Source organism: Bradyrhizobium sp. (assembly GCF_019244115.1).
In the GTDB taxonomy this organism is placed as follows: domain Bacteria; phylum Pseudomonadota; class Alphaproteobacteria; order Rhizobiales; family Xanthobacteraceae; genus Bradyrhizobium.
In genome coordinates this window covers 1-14830 of the sequence record NZ_JAFATE010000667.1, presented here as the reverse complement: position 1 = coordinate 14830, position 14830 = coordinate 1, and the positions used below count along the sequence as shown (strand labels likewise).

Below are 14830 nucleotides of genomic sequence, written 5' to 3'. Positions count from 1 at the left end.
ACGGATTTCGCGCGGCCGGCCCGCACCTCGCACAATCTGCGCCAGCGCGTCTGTCCCTGCCGCGCGGCGCCGTTGCCGCATACGCCCTCCCGTATGAAGTCGACATACATGCTCCTGTCGTCGGTCGGCCAGTGGCGCTGAAAATCGTCGAGGAAAGCGGGCCAATCCAGCGACAGGTCATGAGCCTCGAAATACGCGAGCGGAAAGGAGAAGCCATGATCGATGCCGACCAGGGTCGGCCGATCCTCGGCAAGCCGCTCGACGAGCCATTCGGCGATACCGCGTCGACTCCAATATTTTCGCAAGTTCGGGGGCACCACTTCCACCGGCCGCGAATCATTATCCGCCAGATAGACGCGAAGCCACGTCAGCTCGTCTTCGGCGGTCTGCGCGCCGGAATAATCAATACCGATGGTGCGCATGAAAGCGGTCATCAACAGCACGACCTCCTACATTGCTCGCCGCAAGCGACTCTGTCACCTTGATCATTCAGGAGTTGTTCACCCATCCGCCTGCTTCGCAATTGTTCGCCACCTTTCCTAAAGGTCTTAGCGATCCCGGCGGGATGCAAGTGTGCTGCAGGCGCGAAGCTAATGCAGCTCATGCTCCATCTATCGCACTCATTCAACGGAACGAGACGATGAATTCCACGTTGGTTCCCCGCCGGTTCCGAGGCTGATAGCTCCAGGACGCCGCGCTTAATTCCACGCTGGACTCTTCCCAGCCGAAGAGGTGCCATTTGATGCCTCGCGTCCACGTTCCTCTCAGCAATCTGCGGGCGGTCGTCATCCTCATCGTGGTCGCCTTCCACTCCGTACTGCCCTATCTGGCGTCGCAACCGGCGCAGCCATTTCCGTTCGATGAACCGCCGTACCGTTGGGTGGCCTTTCCGATCATCGATCGCGAGCGCTTTTTCGGCTTCGATCTGTTCTGCGCCTGGCAGGACGTCAGCCTGATGACGCTGATGTTCTTCCTGGCCGGCGTGTTCACCGCGCCGAGCCTGAACCGCAAAGGTGCCCTCGGTTATCTGTCGGACCGCTGCTGGCGCATTGGCCTGCCATTCTTGCTTGCCGCCGCGATCCTCGCGCCGCTGGCCTATTTCGCGTCCTATCTCACGACGGCGGCCGATCCGACGCTCGATGCGTTCGCCCGGCATTGGCTGGACTTGCCGATGTGGCCCGCAGGCCCGGCCTGGTTCTTGTGGCAGCTCTTCGTACTGTCCGCCATCGCAGCCGCGCTGCAGGCGTTCGCGCCGCGATGGCTGGAATCCTTGAGCAGCTTCGCCGCCCGGCTCGGCGACCGACCGCTGGCGGTGTTCGTCGCGCTTGTTGCGGTCTCCACGCTTTCCTATGTGCCGCTTGCGCTCGCCTTCTCGGCCTGGGACTGGGCGAGCCTTGGTCCGTTCGCGGTCCAGCTCAGCCGGCCGCTGACCTATCTGGTCTATTTCTTCGCGGGCTTCGCGCTTGGCAGCCGGGGATTTGATCGCGGCCTCTTGCAAAGCTCTGGCGCGCTGTCGCGGCATTGGCTGTTGCTGCTCGCACTCGCGATTGTCACCATGTCCACCTGGGGACTGCTCACCTCGCTGACCCTGCCGGATTGGAATGCGAGCCCGTTCGCCTACCGCCTGATGGCAGCGCTCGCCTTTCCGCCGGCCTGCGCGAGCGGCGTGCTCAGCCTGCTTGCGATCGCGCTGCGCTTCCTTAACCGTCGCGATCGTATCCTCGATAGTCTTTCCGCGAACGCCTACAGCATCTATCTGTTGCATTATGTCGCCGTAGTCTGGCTGCAATATGCGTTGCTGGCGGTAGCCCTTTCCGCCGTCGCCAAGGGCGCAATCGTCTTCGCGCTCGCGCTCGGCGCAAGCTGGGCCGCGAGCACAGGCCTGCGGTCGCTCGTTCCATTGTTGCCGGTGTGGGCCAGCAAGGGAACGGTCGCGGACCAGCGTCGATGAGGGGATAGCCCGATGGCATTGACGCTCACGCTTGCGTCCCGAAACCTGTTTCATGATTCCCTGCGCTTCATCGCAACCATGGTCGGGATCGTCTTTTCCGTCGTCCTGGTGATGGTGCAGATGGGGCTGTATCTCGGCTTCGGCCACATGGTCACGACCATGATCGACCACGCCGCCGCTGACCTGTGGGTGGTGCCGAAAAATGCCAAGAGTTTTGAGGATCCCTCGCTGCTCGATCTCAAGCTGCGTAGTCGCGTCGCCGGCATCGACGGCGTCGCGACCGTGGTGCCGCTGGTGGTCGGCTTCTCCGACTGGCGGCTCGACAGCGGCGAGATGACGCCGGTGTTCATCGTCGGCTCCGACCTGCACGATGGCGCCTTGCAGCCCTGGAACGTCATCGACGGCAACGTGCAGGCGCTGTCGCAGGGCTTTGGCGTCGCGGTCGACCGCAGCTATTTCGAGCGGCTCGGTATCAGTGGCGTCGGCTCGACCGCGGAAATCCGCGGCAAAAAGATCAAGGTGGTCGCGCTGACCGATGGCATCCGCTCCTTCACCACGACGCCTTACGTCTTCGTCGATCTGAAGAACGCGCGCAGCCTGACCGGAACGCCGCCCGACCGGGTCGGCGATCTCCTGGTGCGGCTCAAGCCGGACGCCGACCGTGACAAGGCCATCACGGCTATTCGCGGCGAGATCGGCGATGCCGAAGTGCTCACCACGGCACAATTCCGCGACCGCAGCCGTTCGTTCTGGCTGTTCGGCACCGGCGCAGGCGCGGCGCTGTTCGCCGGCGCCCTGCTCGGCGTGATCGTCGGCACCGTGATCGTCGCGCAGACGCTCTATTCCTCGACCAAGGACCATCTGAGCGAGTTCGCCACCCTGCGCGCAATGGGCTCGGCCAACAGTTACATCTACCATGTAATCATCTATCAGGCCCTCATCAACGCCGTGATCGGCTTTGCGGTCGCCTCCGCCATCGGCGCGCTGGTCGTCCAGATGACGGCTAAGAGCGCGCTGCCGATCGTGATCACGCCCTGGCTGGTCGCAGCCCTTGCCGCCCTCACCGTCTTGATGTGCGTGATCTCGGCATTCGGCGCGATCTTTCGCGTCGTGCGGATCGATCCAGCCATGGTGTTCATGCGATGAGCGAGGTCATCATCGAAGCCAGGGACGTGGCGATGACCCTTGGCAGCGGCGCCCGAAGAGTGCAGGCGCTGCGCGGCATCGATCTTGCGCTGAGGCGCGGCGAGCTGACGCTGTTGATGGGCCCGTCCGGCAGCGGCAAGACCACGCTTTTGCTGGTGCTCGGCTGCATGCTGACGCCTACCGCGGGGACCGTCACCATCTCCGGCACCGTCACGGCGGAGGCCGACAAGGAGGGCCTCGCAAAGATCCGCCGCGACCATATCGGCTTCGTGTTCCAGTCCTACCATCTGTTTCCGACCCTGACCGCGGCGCAGAACGTGCAGCTTGCGCTCGACATCCGCCACGAGCGTGGCAAGCGCGCCAGGCAGCACGCGCGCGAGGCGCTGGAGCGCGTCGGTCTAGCGCACAAGGTGAACACGCGGCCGGGCGAGCTCTCCGGCGGCGAGCAGCAACGCGTGGCGATCGCGCGCGCGATCGTCACCAACCCCGCCGTCGTGCTAGCCGACGAACCAACCGCTGCGCTTGACGGCGACAATGGCCGGGCGATCCTGAAAATTCTGGCGGACTCAGCCCATGAGCGCGGGCAGGCGGTGCTGGTCGTCACCCATGATCCCCGCATCGTTCCGTTTGCCGACCGCATCATCCATATCGAGGATGGCCTGCTCGTTGACCAGACCGAGGCCGAGCCGACGCGCCTGCCAAAGATCGCGCCGTTCGGTCCGATCTCGGCGCTCCGCAGCGAATCATGAGCCTGCGTGCCGAACTGGCGCGGCTCGGACTGCGCGTCTTTCTCAAGCGCCGCGGCCGTCAGTTCGACGTCGAGGCCTGGCGCGCGCGGATGCGCGCGATGGCCCCCCTGGTGCCGCGTCCGCCTCGGCGCAGCCGATCGATCGACATGAAGACGGGCGCGATCCGCGTGCAGCGGGTTGCGACCGACAAGTCGCGTGCCGACCGCCACGTGCTCTATCTGCATGGCGGCGCCTACATGGCCGGCTCGCCCGCGCACTACCGGCATTTTTCGTGGCGGATCGCCGATGCGCTGCATGCCAATATCTGGATGCTGGCCTATCGCCTGGCGCCTGAACATCCTTATCCAGCCGCCCTCGATGATGCGAGCGAAGCTTACGCGCATCTCGCCGACACCGCTGGTGATTACAGCCGGCTGTTCGTGATGGGCGACTCGGCGGGCGGCGGCCTCGCGCTGGCACTGCTGCTCCGCCTGCGCGACGAGGGACGGCGGCTTCCCACGGCCGCCGTCGCGATCTCGCCCTGGACGGATCTCGCGCTGACCGGAGCGTCGCTCAAGCTCAACGCAGACGCCGATCCGATGCTGACCACAGAGCCGCTGCCCGAACTGGCCGAGCTCTATCTCGCAGGCCTCAATCCGCGCTCGCCCTACGCCTCCCCGCTCTACGGCGACACAACCTCGCTGCCGCCGGTGCTGATTCAGGTCGGCAGCGACGAGATCCTGCGCGACGATGCGGTCAGGATGGCGGAGAAGCTTATCCGCGACAATCCGAAGAGCCGGCTCGAAGTGTGGCCGCGCATGCCGCATTGCTGGCACCTGCTCGCGCCGGTCGTGCCCGAGGCGCGCCAGGCGATTCAAGAGATCGCCGCGTTCGTGGCGGCGATAGAGGCCGGATAGCAGTTGCGAAAGGGGTCCGCCTTCGCTTCGTCGCGACGGCTCATGCTAACTGTCAAACAGCCACTCGATGTCATCGCCCGCTCGACCGGGCGATTCAGTATCCCAGAGACGGCGGAATTTCACTGAAAAGCGGCGGCGTACTGGATTGCCCGCTTTCGCGGGCAATGACCATTAGGCGTGATCCTTATTCTCGCGGCGCGATCGCGTCCGAGTGATGCGTCGTCTCGAACCCTCCTGGTTGCAGAGGGCGCGAGCCCGATCGCGCTGGCCCGACTGCTACGGTGAGACGCGATCGAACTGCAGCGGAATGATCTCTTCGCGATCGAAGACGACCAGGCGCCTCGCGACAATGGTCGGCGACTGCTGCTGGACGCGTTCCGCGCAGATCGCCAGCACGTAGCCTGGGGCCGGACTGGTCTGCCATAGCTGCCAGCGGCTGGATTGATCGGAGAGCTGCGGGGCAATATCCAGCTTTGCCAGGCCGTCTTGCGCGAGCTGTACGCCAAAGCCCTGCAGCGGGATCGAGACCCCCATCCCGCGCGCCTTGATGTACGACTCCTTCAAGGTCCAATGCTGGAAGAACCGCTCCAGCCGCAGCTCGGCCGGCAGACCGGCCAATTCGGCGACCTCTGCCGGCGTAAAGGCGTGTTCCGCGATGCCCCAGAGATCCGCCAGCGGCTGCAAGTATTCCACATCTATTCCCAAGGCGCGGCCTCTGGTCACGCCGAGCACGATCAGGCCAGCCGTATGCGAGACGTTGAAGCAGAGATCGCGCCCCCGCGCCATCGAGCCGGCTATTTCCGGGCGCCCATAGGCTGTGGTCGAGAAGACCCAGTCGGCGGGATCGACCGCCTCGTATCGCGAGAGCACCGCGCGAACGAGTGTGCGGGTCAGGAGATGTCGCGCCCGATCCCTCTCAAAAACGAAACGTGCCTCGCGTTGCTTCTCATCGACGCTGAGCAGAGACCGGCAGCGAGCCGCTTTGTCGGAATCCACCCGATCGCCGCTGAGCCACAAGTGAATTTCGGCCTTGGAGAGCGCCATCGGGCGCCGATCGGCTGTCATCGTGCCAGTCTAACGGGATCGCTCAACGACGAACCGCGCACCGCGCCATCGAGGCGCTCCGGCCAAGTGCGATGTACGGATCCATACACCCCAAATCTCCGTCGACTGTCCGCGACCGACGACCCGCAGGGCGAGTTCGCGCAACGAGACCTCGATCAGCTTATCGGCCCGACAGCGCGAGCACAACCTGCCTCGCTTCAGCAGACTGTGAACCTCATTCCGCTGCGAGCGGCATCGACTCCGCCTGCCCCATTCGATCTATCCCTTCTTCACTGGGATCTCGTGGACGAATGGTGCTGGTCGGAGTCGGCAGGTTGTTCGCGCAGTGGCAGCCAGCCTCCTCGGTCACGCGGCGGCTTCGTAGTTGACGGCCTTTTCCGCGATCTTGGTCAGGGTCTCGTCGGTCTTCTTTTCCTCGGACAGGGTCTGATCGAGCAGCTTGACCGCATCCTTCAGGTCGAGCTTCACGGCCCATGCTTTCAAGGTGCCGTAGCGCGAGATCTCGTAATGTTCGACGGCTTGGGCAGCTGCCAGGAGCCCGGCATCGAGCGCCGGCGTGTTGGCATATTCGTCCATGATCTCCTTGCCCTCCTCGATGATGCCCTCGATGGCGTCGCACTTCTTGCCGCGGGCGGGCTTGCCGATGAGTTCGAAAACCTGTTCGAGCCGCTCGACATGGCCCTCGGTCTCCTCTTGGTGCTTCTCAAAAGCAGCTTGCAAATCCTGCGACGTCGCGGACTTGGCCATCTTCGGCAGGGCTTTCAGGATCTGCTTCTCCGCGTAATAGATGTCCTTGAGCGTATCGAGGAAAAGCTCGTTGAGATCTTTTTCTTTCGTAGCCATTGGTAACACTCCCTTGATTAGGCACAAATAACCTGCCTTGCCCCCGAAATGTTCCATTCTGTCGCGAGCCGCATCCGCCGACCTTGCCGCGTCACGACCTGTCCTGCGGCGGCTCGGCCGTGCCGGGCTCCGCCATCTTGCGATGTTGTCTGGCGAGCGCGGCCGCCGGCGTCACATTGGCGACGGACGACTGGATCTTGTTCTTCATGCCGGTCACGATGTCGCCCTCGCCGCGCATCATGGCCTCGTAGCCTGCGCGGGCGACCTCCGCCGCGTCGTCCTTTTCCTCGGTCCCGACCTTGGTGTCCATCATGTCGGCCCGCTTGAAAAACTCCGTTTCGGTGGCGCCAGGCATCAGGCAGGTGACGGTGAGCTTGCTGTCCCGGAGTTCCTCGCGCAGCGCAAAGGAGAAGGAATCGAGGAAAGCCTTGCTGGCATTGTAGACCGCCTGGAAGCTTCCGGGCGTGAAGCCGGCGATCGAACCCGTGATCAGAATGCGTCCCGCGTCGCGCTGGCGCATGTCCCTGCCGACCCTGTGGATCAGATAGACGGTTCCGGTGATGTTGGTATCGATCACCTTGCGGACCTTGTGGAAATCCTGATCGAGGAAGGCGCGCCCCAGTCCCCGCCCCGCATTGGCCATCAGGATATCGACGGCCCGCCCCTTTGCCGCTTCGCACAGTTTGTCCACACCGTCGGTGGTGGAGAGATCCGCCTGCACGGCATCGACCTTTCCGCCGCCACCCTCCGCGCGAAGCTCGCTGGCGGCGCGTTCGATTTCGGGTTCGTCGGCCGCAATCAGAACATCGAGTCCGTCGCGGACACAGCAGCGTGCAAGCTCGAGGCCGATGCCGGTCGACGCCCCGGTAATAACAGCGAATTGTTCTGAATCGGACATGGCGTTCTCCTGGACGCGTTCTTCGGTTTCAATCCTCCGGCCGGGCCGGACGTTCCTATCTGCACCGGCGAACAGCAACCAGGGCCGTTTCCGGCGCTGATGGTTGATGTGTAAGGCGTCCTTCAGCCGACCGCGCGACTATTCGCCGCGAGGTTGCGCGCGCTCCGGAGCTTGTGGCGAAGCCACCATGCGGCAATCGAGGCCGAAAGCCACGCGGCGGAGGCAAAGACGAAGGCTGCTACCGGGCTGCGCTCGACGGAAGCCGCGAACACGACGGCGAAGACCACCAATCCGACGCCTCCGAGGGCCGCACCCGCTGCATCCAGGGCGGCAGCCTGCTTGCCTCTGCGCTCGCCCCTCACCCCTGCTTCGCGCTTGCGTCGTGCCTCGTGCGTCTCGATCAACGTGGCGCTGGCGCAAAAGATCGCGGGCATCGCGAGGAAGAGCCCGCCGACCAAGGGTCCAAAGCGGCTCGCAACCCAACCGGCGAACATGGTCGCGGCTCCGCCCAATGCGAAGCGGATCAGGTATTCGTACCATCGCCCTTCCTTCAGTGCCGATGGCGAGGCTCGCACCAGCATCAGGCAGCTCCGGCCAACATCTGAAGACCGAATGCCACGAGCAGCCAGACCACGAAGGCAAGGCTTGTGGCCTTGAGGGCTCCGATGCCGGTCCGCATCAAGAGCTGGCACACGACGATGCTGTAGGCCGTCAATGCGATCGCACCCAGGACCATCGCGCGACTCTCCTGCGCCGCATAGCTCGCACCATGCGTAATGACGGCGATGCCGAGGGTCGCCAGCGCGACCGACGGTGCCGCACCGAACAGGCCTGCAAAACTCTTGGGCCTCAGCAGATCGCCAAGCAGAGCGAAGGCCGATACGACGAAGCCGCCGATAAGGAAACGCGCGACGTACTCCACCGCTGTCTCTCTCCTCCAAAACCTGAGCAGCCAGCCATCAATGCTGCGGGCTCCGTCCTTGCCGCGCGCCCGGTGACGATTGGCGCGCTCCGTGCACGACCTTCCGTGTTCGAGGGCCGGCATGATCATTTTCCTTGCCGGATGTCACGAGCGGATATCCCGTCCAAAGCCGCAACGCCCGTTCGAGGAATGCGCCCAGCAGGAAGCCGGCGAGCACGTCGCTCGCCCAATGCGCGAGAACCACGATCCGCGTCAAGGAAAGGCCGATCGCCACGGCGTAAGCGGCCCGGCGCGGACCCGCAGGCATTGTGCCTGCGGCGGACGCCAGCGCGCCCATGTGCAGGGCGTGGCCGGATGGAAACGCGTCGTCGCGTTTTCCCGAGAACGAGACGCCGTGCACGTGACCCAGCACGGTCCTGCGGTCAGGCCTGGTCTGGTCAAACAGCGGCTTCATGGCATGCGGCAGCAGCGTTGCCGCGACGGTGACGAGCAGTGCATGATTGCCCGCACGACGTAATGGCTCTCCCTTCACCCGGGTCGCGAGCCATGCGGTCGCGGCGAGGGCGAGCAGAATCTTTTCGTCGGCGCCCCATGTCAGCCCACGCGCGAGCTTTTCTGTGCGGTGGTTGGTGTTGCGTGCCACAGCGCGTGCGATAGCGACGTCGGATCTGGTTGGTTCTACCGTGACAAGCGCCATGACCTCCGCCTTACCGATCGCGACGGCAATCGCGCACCGGTCTCATTGAGTTTGACAGTTTTATGACGAATATATAACGCCGAAGGCGTTTCGGAGTTCGCTTGTGTCGGGCAGAAACAGCGTCAAACGCGGCACGCGGGCCGAGGGCCCCGCCGAGAATCATCTCAGCGAACCTCGCCGCCGCACGACCTCCCGCGCGGTATCCGCTTTACCCGCCGTCGCCTCCGCCGCGCCGGGACCCCCTTCGGGTCAGCTCATGCTGCCAGGCAGAAAACACCTGATTGATGTACCGAGCGAACTCTTGACCGGCCACACCATGGTCCGGCCGGCACGGTTGGGTTCGGTGATGACGGCATCATCCGGCACCATGATCCAGTCGCCCTCGAGACGGACGCGATAGTGGCCCTCCTTCGAATCCCAGTCCGGATCGGCAACCGCCATCCCGTCGGCGACCGAGCAGCACAGGCCCTTGCTGCTTTTCAGGCTGTCGAACCACGGTTTCAGCGGCGAATTGGCGTAGCGTCCGTCGTCGCGCGCCAGCGCCATTCCGACGGGAAGCAGCGCAACAGCCACCAGCAGCACCAAGGCGCCCTTCGTCATCGGCGCGCTCCTTAAAGGTATCGCCCCCATCGTACAAAGAACGCCGGGCGACCATTCAACGTTCCTGAGTCTCAAGCGTGCGCTGCGAGACGCCGATTAACGCAGGATAGTGTGACGGGCCTCGCAGGCCCGGTCTTGCCGGAGCGATCAGCGCTCCATCTGCATGATCTGGTCCATCGGCATCATGTTGTGATTGAGATGAGACATGATCCACAACGAGCCGCCGACCACCAGAAAGACGATCAGCAGGCCGAAGGCCAGGGCCATCACGTTGTTGGTATTGTCCGGCCCCGTGGTGATGTGCAGGAAGAACACCAGATGCACGCCCATCTGCGCGATCGCGAGCACGACGAGCGCAACGGGAATGCTGGGCTGCCACACGAGATCGGTGCCTGCGATGAAAAACGAGGTTGCGGTCAGCAGCACCGACAGTCCGAGACCGGTCGCATAGCCGAGCAGCCGCGGGCCGATACGGACTTCCTCCTCGTCGCCGGGCGCGAGGTCGGGACGGTCGTGGAGATGATCGATCTGCTCGCTCATGCACCGCTCCCGATCAGATACACCACCGAAAAGATGGCGACCCAGATGATATCAAGCGCATGCCAGAACAGGGCAAAGCACAGCATGCGGCGCAGGATGTCGGCGCGGAAGCCCTTGGCGTAAACCTGGGCCATCATGGTGAGCAGCCAAAGGACGCCGGCCGAGACGTGAAGGCCGTGACATCCGACCAGCGTGAAGAAGGCGGACAGGAACGCGCTTCGGGTCGGGCCGGCGCCGCGGCCGACCAGATCGGCGAATTCGCGCGCCTCGAGAATCAGAAAGCCCAGACCGAGAACGCAGGTCAGCGCCATCGCCGCCTGGAACCAGCGCGCGCTGCGCACGTCCGCCGCGATGCTGGCAAGCCCGCAGGCGAAGCTGGAGAGCAGCAGTAATGCGGTCTCCGCCGCCGTGCTCCGGAGGTCGAACAGCTGCGCGCCGCTCGGTCCGCCGGCCGTCTGCCCCAGCAGCACCGCGTAGCTCGCGAAGAAGCAGGAGAACATCACGATGTCGGACAGCAGGAAGATCCAGAAGCCGTAGGCGGTGACGATCCGCTTCGGCGCGGGGCCTTCGTGGGCGACTTCGGCTTGCTGGATGCCGCGCAGACGGTGGGGATCGCCCTGCGCATAGGCAAAGGTGGTTTCGGTCATTGCGCGATCCCCGCGAGGTCGAGAGCCGCGCGCCGCGCCGCGAGGTTGGTACGATCGATACGCGCGACCTCCGTGGCCGGGATGATATATTCGTCGTGATCGCGCCAGGCGAAGACCACGAAAGTGGCGAACGCACCGACGGCCCCGAGCCCCACCATCCACCAGATGTGCCAGATCAGGGCAAAGCCCATCACGGTGGCGAAGAACGCGCAAACGAAGCCGGTCGGCGAGTTGCGCGGCATCTCGATATCCTTGTAGTCCGGCTCGCGCTTGTCGAGATCCTGCCGCCGGGCATGCTCCTTGACCCGCCAATAGGCATCCTCTCCGGTCACGTTGGGCAAGACAGCGAAATTGAATGCCGGCGGCGGCGATGAGGTGGCCCATTCCAGCGAACGTCCGTCCCAGGGGTCGCCGGTCGTGTCGCGCAATTCGTCGCGACGACGGATGCTGACGAAAAGCTGCAGGACCTGAAGGGCGACGCCGATCGCAAGCAGGACCGTGCCGATGCCCGCGGCGATCATCCAGGGCCGCCACGCGGCGACGTCGTAATGCTGCATGCGGCGGGTCATGCCGAGCAGTCCCGCCACGTAGAGCGGCATGAAGGTCACGTAGAAGCCGACGAGCGTGAACCAGAACGCGGCCTTCCCGGTCGCCTCATCCAGGCGAAACCCGAACGCTTTGGGGAACCAGTAGGTGTAGCCGGCAAAGGCGCCGAACAGCACCGCGCCGATGATCACGTTGTGAAAATGCGCAACCAGGAACAGGCTGTTGTGCAACAGAAAATCCGCCGGCGGCACGGCAAGCAGCACGCCGGTGAGCCCGCCGATGATGAAGGTGACCATGAAGCCGATCGACCACAGCATCGGCACCGCGAAGCGCACGCGCCCGCCGAACATCGTGAACAGCCAGTTGTAGATCTTCACGCCCGTGGGGACCGCGATGATCATGCTGGCGATGCCGAAGATCGCATTGACGTCGGGACCGGCGCCCATCGTAAAGAAGTGATGCAGCCACACCATGAACGAGATGATGCAGATCGCCATGGTGGCGAGCACCATCGAGCGATAGCCGAACAGCACTTTTGAGGAGAAAGTCGAGACCACCTCGGAGAAGATGCCGAATGCCGGCAGCACCAGGATGTAGACCTCGGGATGCCCCCAGGCCCAAATCAGGTTCATGAACATCATGACGTTGCCGCCGGCTTCGTTGGTGAAGAAGTGGAAGCCGAAATAGCGATCGAGGATCAGCATCGCCAGCGTCGCCGTGAGGATCGGAAATGCGGCGATGATCAGCAAATTGGAGGCGAGCGTGGTCCAGCAGAACATCGGCATGCGCAGATAGGTCATGCCTCTGGTCCGAAGCTTCAGGACCGTGGTCACGAGATTGATCCCCGCGACCAGCGTGCCGATGCCGGAGATTTCCAGCGACCATGTGTAGTAGTCGACCCCGACACCCGGCGAATAGGTCAGTTCGGAGAGCGGCGGGAATGGCAGCCAGCCGGTGCGCGCGAATTCGCCGACCACGAGCGAGACGTTTATCAGTAGCGCGCCGGTGGCGGTCAGCCAGAAGCCGACCGAGTTCAAGGTCGGAAACGCCACATCGCGTACGCCGAGCTGTAGCGGCACGATCAGGTTCATCAAGCCGATCACGAACGGCATGCCGACGAAGAAGATCATGATCGTGCCGTGAGCGGAAAAGATCTGGTTGAAATGTTCCGGCGGCAGATAGCCGTTCGAGTGATACGCCACTGTCTGCTGCGCGCGCATCATGATCGCATCGGTGCCGCCGCGCAGCAGCATGACCATCGCGAGCAGGATGTACATCACGCCGATCCGCTTGTGGTCGACGCTGGTGATCCACTCGCGCCAGAGATAGGGATAATGGCCCTTGACGCCGGCCCAGATCAGAACGGCGAGGATGGCAAACAGCACGACGCCGGCCGCGATCAAGGGGATGGGTTCGTCGATCGGGATCGCGGACCAGTCGAGCTTACCGAGCATGGCCTGCTCCGAGATAGGATTGGGCGGACTCCGTCACCAATGTCGGTCCCGGACCCGGCGGAAGTTTTTGGGTCGAAATCTTCTCGAACAATCTGACGTCGTCGAGCCGGAAGGCCGCCTTGTCGGTCACGACCGACTGCCGTGCGAGTTCGGCGTAACTGTCCGCGTTCAGCACCCGGTCGCTTTGCGCCGTGCTCTTGACCCAGTCCGGAAAGGCGAGCGGCGAGACGACGTGGACGTCGAATCCCATCTCCGGAAAGCCGTCGCCGCTGAACTGGGCGGACAAGCCCTGAAAAGTCCCCTCCCGGTCCGCACGCAGGTTCAGCCGCGTCACCATGCCGTTCATGGTGTAGATCATGCTGCCGAGCTGCGGGACGAAGAACACGTTCATCACGCTCGCCGACGTCAGCTCGAAGTTCAGCGGTACGCCGACCGGAACGGTCAGCGTGTTGACCGTGGCGATGCGCTGATCCGGATAGATGAACAGCCATTTCCAATCCAGCGAAACCGCCTGGATCCGAACCGGGCTGCCCGTGCCCTGGACGGACGCCGCGGGATCGAGCTGGTGCGAGCCGATCCAGGCGACGCCCCCGAGCAGGATGATGGTGAGCGCGGGGATCGACCAGACCACGAGCTCGATGCGGCCCGAATAGGCCCAGTCCGGAGAATAGAATGCGCGCGGGTTGGACTGCCGGAACCAGAACGCAAACGCGAAAATCGCGATGATGGTAGGCACGACGATAGCCAGCATGATCGCGACGGAATCGACCAATATGGTCGCATCCGCGGCCGCGATCGGGCCCTGTGGATCGAAAATGTTCATGAACGCTCTGCCGTGCCGCAACAGCAATGGCGGCGATGGACTTCGGTTCCAAACTGGATTTTGCGCAGCGCGCCGTCAGCAAATTGATCGGAACAGGAACCGATTGAAGGAGAGCGGACTTGTTCTTCGCATCATCGAACCAAGGAGATCCTTCCATGACGAAGATCAGATGGGCGGTCGCGGCACTGGTGATCGCCGGACTTGCCAGCCCGATGTCCACCGTGCAAGCCAGGACGCATAAGCACCACAAGTCGTCGGCGACGAGCGAGATGAACGCCAAATCTGGAATGAACAGCAAGCCCGGAATGACGACGGGCGCGAACGCCAAATACAACTCGGCCAATCCCTCGAGCCAGGGCAATGTTGGTCCCGGCACGAACCAGGCCGGCTCCAAGTCACAATGAGAGCCTGCACACTCTCCGCCGCAGCATGGCGCGAAAGCCCCCTGACCCGGGGCTTTCTTCTTATCTCTCGATCGTGCCCATGCGTCTGATCTTCTTCTGCAGCAGCAGAACGCCGTAGAGCGGCGCTTGGGCCGTCGGCGGACACCCGGGGACGTCGACGTCGACCGGTACGATGCGATCGCAGCCGCGCACGACCGAATAAGTCTAGTGATAATAGCCGCCGCCGTTGGCGCCGGATCCCATCGAAATGACGTCAGGGTGCTGTTCGGCGAGATCGCCTGTCGTCGCACCTTCTGAACGTGACCACTCAGGCCCTGGATGTCGGCGCGCTGATAGTTCCAAGTCACGGGCTTTCGGGCGCGTCAACCGGCTGGCGACGACAGCCTGTTCGGCCTGCCCTTGCCTGCGATCAACGCCACATTGTCGGCGCGCGCCGCCCCGCCGCGTGACCATCCCCGTCGCTTGCTGCCTTGTCATCGTTGGCCGTCTGCAGGAGACGCGGGGCGACACGCGAGCCCGCCTGCGCCCGGGTGGCGGTGGAATCTTCATCAAGCTCGCCGAGCATGCCTCTTGCTGGCGCCGCGCTCTCGGGATCGATCATCGGAGGCTCCGAACGACTCAAGAGTGGAGGCTAGCCCGCTTCGTTCGC

General features: G+C 63.8%; 17 protein-coding genes and 2 pseudogenes. 5 read left to right on the top strand and 14 right to left on the bottom strand.

Going from position 1 to position 14830, the window contains the following annotated elements:
- Nucleotides 1-434: pseudogene (locus JOZ76_RS29060) on the bottom strand (hypothetical protein); the annotation flags it as partial.
- 308 nt (nt 435-742) lie between these two features.
- Between JOZ76_RS29060 and JOZ76_RS29055 the strand changes: the two are divergent.
- The 4 genes from JOZ76_RS29055 to JOZ76_RS29040 are packed head-to-tail and all read left to right on the top strand — an operon-like array spanning nt 743 to nt 4742.
- On the top strand, nt 743-1951 hold the full coding sequence (locus JOZ76_RS29055; protein ID WP_291704569.1) for an acyltransferase family protein: 1209 nt from the start codon (nt 743-745) through the stop codon (nt 1949-1951).
- Between the two features lie 12 nt (nt 1952-1963).
- Nucleotides 1964-3097 carry an ABC transporter permease gene (locus JOZ76_RS29050; protein ID WP_291704568.1) on the top strand — a complete coding sequence of 378 codons (1134 nt, stop codon included), beginning with the start codon at nt 1964-1966 and terminating at the stop codon, nt 3095-3097.
- Complete coding sequence (locus tag JOZ76_RS29045; protein ID WP_291704567.1) at nt 3094-3846, top strand: ABC transporter ATP-binding protein; 753 nt, start codon at nt 3094-3096, stop codon at nt 3844-3846. Before JOZ76_RS29050 ends, JOZ76_RS29045 begins: the two co-directional genes overlap by 4 nt.
- The gene (locus JOZ76_RS29040) at nt 3843-4742 is read left to right on the top strand and encodes an alpha/beta hydrolase (RefSeq protein WP_291704565.1); all 900 of its coding nucleotides are present in this window, start codon (nt 3843-3845) and stop codon (nt 4740-4742) included. The genes JOZ76_RS29045 and JOZ76_RS29040 overlap by 4 nt, the downstream gene beginning before the upstream one ends.
- A gap of 276 nt (nt 4743-5018) precedes the next feature.
- Here JOZ76_RS29040 and JOZ76_RS29035 read toward each other — a convergent pair whose 3' ends face one another.
- The 11 genes from JOZ76_RS29035 to JOZ76_RS28985 form a co-directional block, all read right to left on the bottom strand.
- Complete coding sequence (locus JOZ76_RS29035) at nt 5019-5807, bottom strand: 4'-phosphopantetheinyl transferase family protein (RefSeq protein ID WP_291704563.1); 789 nt, start codon at nt 5805-5807, stop codon at nt 5019-5021.
- Between the two features lie 345 nt (nt 5808-6152).
- On the bottom strand, nt 6153-6650 hold the full coding sequence (locus JOZ76_RS29030) for a YciE/YciF ferroxidase family protein (protein ID WP_291704561.1): 498 nt from the start codon (nt 6648-6650) through the stop codon (nt 6153-6155).
- 91 nt (nt 6651-6741) lie between these two features.
- On the bottom strand, nt 6742-7548 hold the full coding sequence (locus JOZ76_RS29025; protein WP_291704559.1) for an SDR family NAD(P)-dependent oxidoreductase: 807 nt from the start codon (nt 7546-7548) through the stop codon (nt 6742-6744).
- Nucleotides 7549-7670: 122 nt separating this feature from the next.
- The gene (locus JOZ76_RS29020; RefSeq protein WP_441300123.1) at nt 7671-8129 is read right to left on the bottom strand and encodes a hypothetical protein; all 459 of its coding nucleotides are present in this window, start codon (nt 8127-8129) and stop codon (nt 7671-7673) included.
- The gene (locus JOZ76_RS29015) at nt 8129-8470 is read right to left on the bottom strand and encodes a DUF3147 family protein (protein WP_291704557.1); all 342 of its coding nucleotides are present in this window, start codon (nt 8468-8470) and stop codon (nt 8129-8131) included. Before JOZ76_RS29015 ends, JOZ76_RS29020 begins: the two co-directional genes overlap by 1 nt.
- Nucleotides 8471-8507: 37 nt before the next feature.
- Nucleotides 8508-9167, bottom strand: a complete 660-nt coding sequence (locus JOZ76_RS29010; RefSeq protein WP_291704556.1) for a phosphatase PAP2 family protein — start codon at nt 9165-9167, stop codon at nt 8508-8510.
- Between the two features lie 249 nt (nt 9168-9416).
- Nucleotides 9417-9767, bottom strand: a complete 351-nt coding sequence (locus JOZ76_RS29005) for a hypothetical protein (protein ID WP_291704554.1) — start codon at nt 9765-9767, stop codon at nt 9417-9419.
- 147 nt (nt 9768-9914) lie between these two features.
- The gene (gene cyoD / locus JOZ76_RS29000) at nt 9915-10307 is read right to left on the bottom strand and encodes a cytochrome o ubiquinol oxidase subunit IV (RefSeq protein ID WP_291704552.1); all 393 of its coding nucleotides are present in this window, start codon (nt 10305-10307) and stop codon (nt 9915-9917) included.
- Entirely contained in the window at nt 10304-10954 is a 651-nt protein-coding gene (locus JOZ76_RS28995; RefSeq protein ID WP_291704549.1) for a cytochrome (ubi)quinol oxidase subunit III, read from the bottom strand. Before JOZ76_RS28995 ends, cyoD begins: the two co-directional genes overlap by 4 nt.
- Nucleotides 10951-12954, bottom strand: coding sequence for a cytochrome o ubiquinol oxidase subunit I (gene cyoB, locus JOZ76_RS28990; protein WP_291704548.1), 2004 nt, complete (start codon nt 12952-12954; stop codon nt 10951-10953). The genes JOZ76_RS28995 and cyoB overlap by 4 nt, the downstream gene beginning before the upstream one ends.
- Nucleotides 12944-13777, bottom strand: a complete 834-nt coding sequence (locus JOZ76_RS28985; RefSeq protein WP_291704546.1) for a cytochrome ubiquinol oxidase subunit II — start codon at nt 13775-13777, stop codon at nt 12944-12946. Before JOZ76_RS28985 ends, cyoB begins: the two co-directional genes overlap by 11 nt.
- Before the next feature lie 155 nt (nt 13778-13932).
- Here JOZ76_RS28985 and JOZ76_RS28980 point away from each other — a divergent pair, with 155 nt between their 5' ends.
- Nucleotides 13933-14181, top strand: coding sequence for a hypothetical protein (locus JOZ76_RS28980; protein WP_291704545.1), 249 nt, complete (start codon nt 13933-13935; stop codon nt 14179-14181).
- A 60-nt stretch (nt 14182-14241) separates the two neighbouring features.
- Here JOZ76_RS28980 and JOZ76_RS28975 read toward each other — a convergent pair.
- Nucleotides 14242-14433: pseudogene (locus JOZ76_RS28975) on the bottom strand (NADH-quinone oxidoreductase subunit B); the annotation flags it as partial.
- Between the two features lie 157 nt (nt 14434-14590).
- Nucleotides 14591-14782 carry a hypothetical protein gene (locus JOZ76_RS28970; RefSeq protein WP_291704543.1) on the bottom strand — a complete coding sequence of 64 codons (192 nt, stop codon included), beginning with the start codon at nt 14780-14782 and terminating at the stop codon, nt 14591-14593.
- Nucleotides 14783-14830 lie beyond the last annotated feature (48 nt).

Bases quoted from the DNA above. Each gene is read 5' to 3' on its own strand.
- JOZ76_RS29020 (WP_441300123.1), bottom strand. From the start codon at position 8,129: ATGCTGGTGCGAGCCTCGCCATCGGCACTGAAGGAAGGGCGATGGTAC.
- JOZ76_RS29005 (WP_291704554.1), bottom strand. From the start codon at position 9,767: ATGACGAAGGGCGCCTTGGTGCTGCTGGTGGCTGTTGCGCTGCTTCCC.
- JOZ76_RS28980 (WP_291704545.1), top strand. From the start codon at position 13,933: ATGACGAAGATCAGATGGGCGGTCGCGGCACTGGTGATCGCCGGACTT.
- cyoB (WP_291704548.1), bottom strand. From the start codon at position 12,954: ATGCTCGGTAAGCTCGACTGGTCCGCGATCCCGATCGACGAACCCATC.
- JOZ76_RS29050 (WP_291704568.1), top strand. From the start codon at position 1,964: ATGGCATTGACGCTCACGCTTGCGTCCCGAAACCTGTTTCATGATTCC.
- JOZ76_RS29045 (WP_291704567.1), top strand. From the start codon at position 3,094: ATGAGCGAGGTCATCATCGAAGCCAGGGACGTGGCGATGACCCTTGGC.
- JOZ76_RS29025 (WP_291704559.1), bottom strand. From the start codon at position 7,548: ATGTCCGATTCAGAACAATTCGCTGTTATTACCGGGGCGTCGACCGGC.
- cyoD (WP_291704552.1), bottom strand. From the start codon at position 10,307: ATGAGCGAGCAGATCGATCATCTCCACGACCGTCCCGACCTCGCGCCC.
- JOZ76_RS29040 (WP_291704565.1), top strand. From the start codon at position 3,843: ATGAGCCTGCGTGCCGAACTGGCGCGGCTCGGACTGCGCGTCTTTCTC.
- JOZ76_RS28995 (WP_291704549.1), bottom strand. From the start codon at position 10,954: ATGACCGAAACCACCTTTGCCTATGCGCAGGGCGATCCCCACCGTCTG.
- JOZ76_RS29055 (WP_291704569.1), top strand. From the start codon at position 743: ATGCCTCGCGTCCACGTTCCTCTCAGCAATCTGCGGGCGGTCGTCATC.
- JOZ76_RS29035 (WP_291704563.1), bottom strand. From the start codon at position 5,807: ATGACAGCCGATCGGCGCCCGATGGCGCTCTCCAAGGCCGAAATTCAC.
- JOZ76_RS29010 (WP_291704556.1), bottom strand. From the start codon at position 9,167: ATGGCGCTTGTCACGGTAGAACCAACCAGATCCGACGTCGCTATCGCA.
- JOZ76_RS29030 (WP_291704561.1), bottom strand. From the start codon at position 6,650: ATGGCTACGAAAGAAAAAGATCTCAACGAGCTTTTCCTCGATACGCTC.
- JOZ76_RS28985 (WP_291704546.1), bottom strand. From the start codon at position 13,777: ATGAACATTTTCGATCCACAGGGCCCGATCGCGGCCGCGGATGCGACC.
- JOZ76_RS28970 (WP_291704543.1), bottom strand. From the start codon at position 14,782: ATGATCGATCCCGAGAGCGCGGCGCCAGCAAGAGGCATGCTCGGCGAG.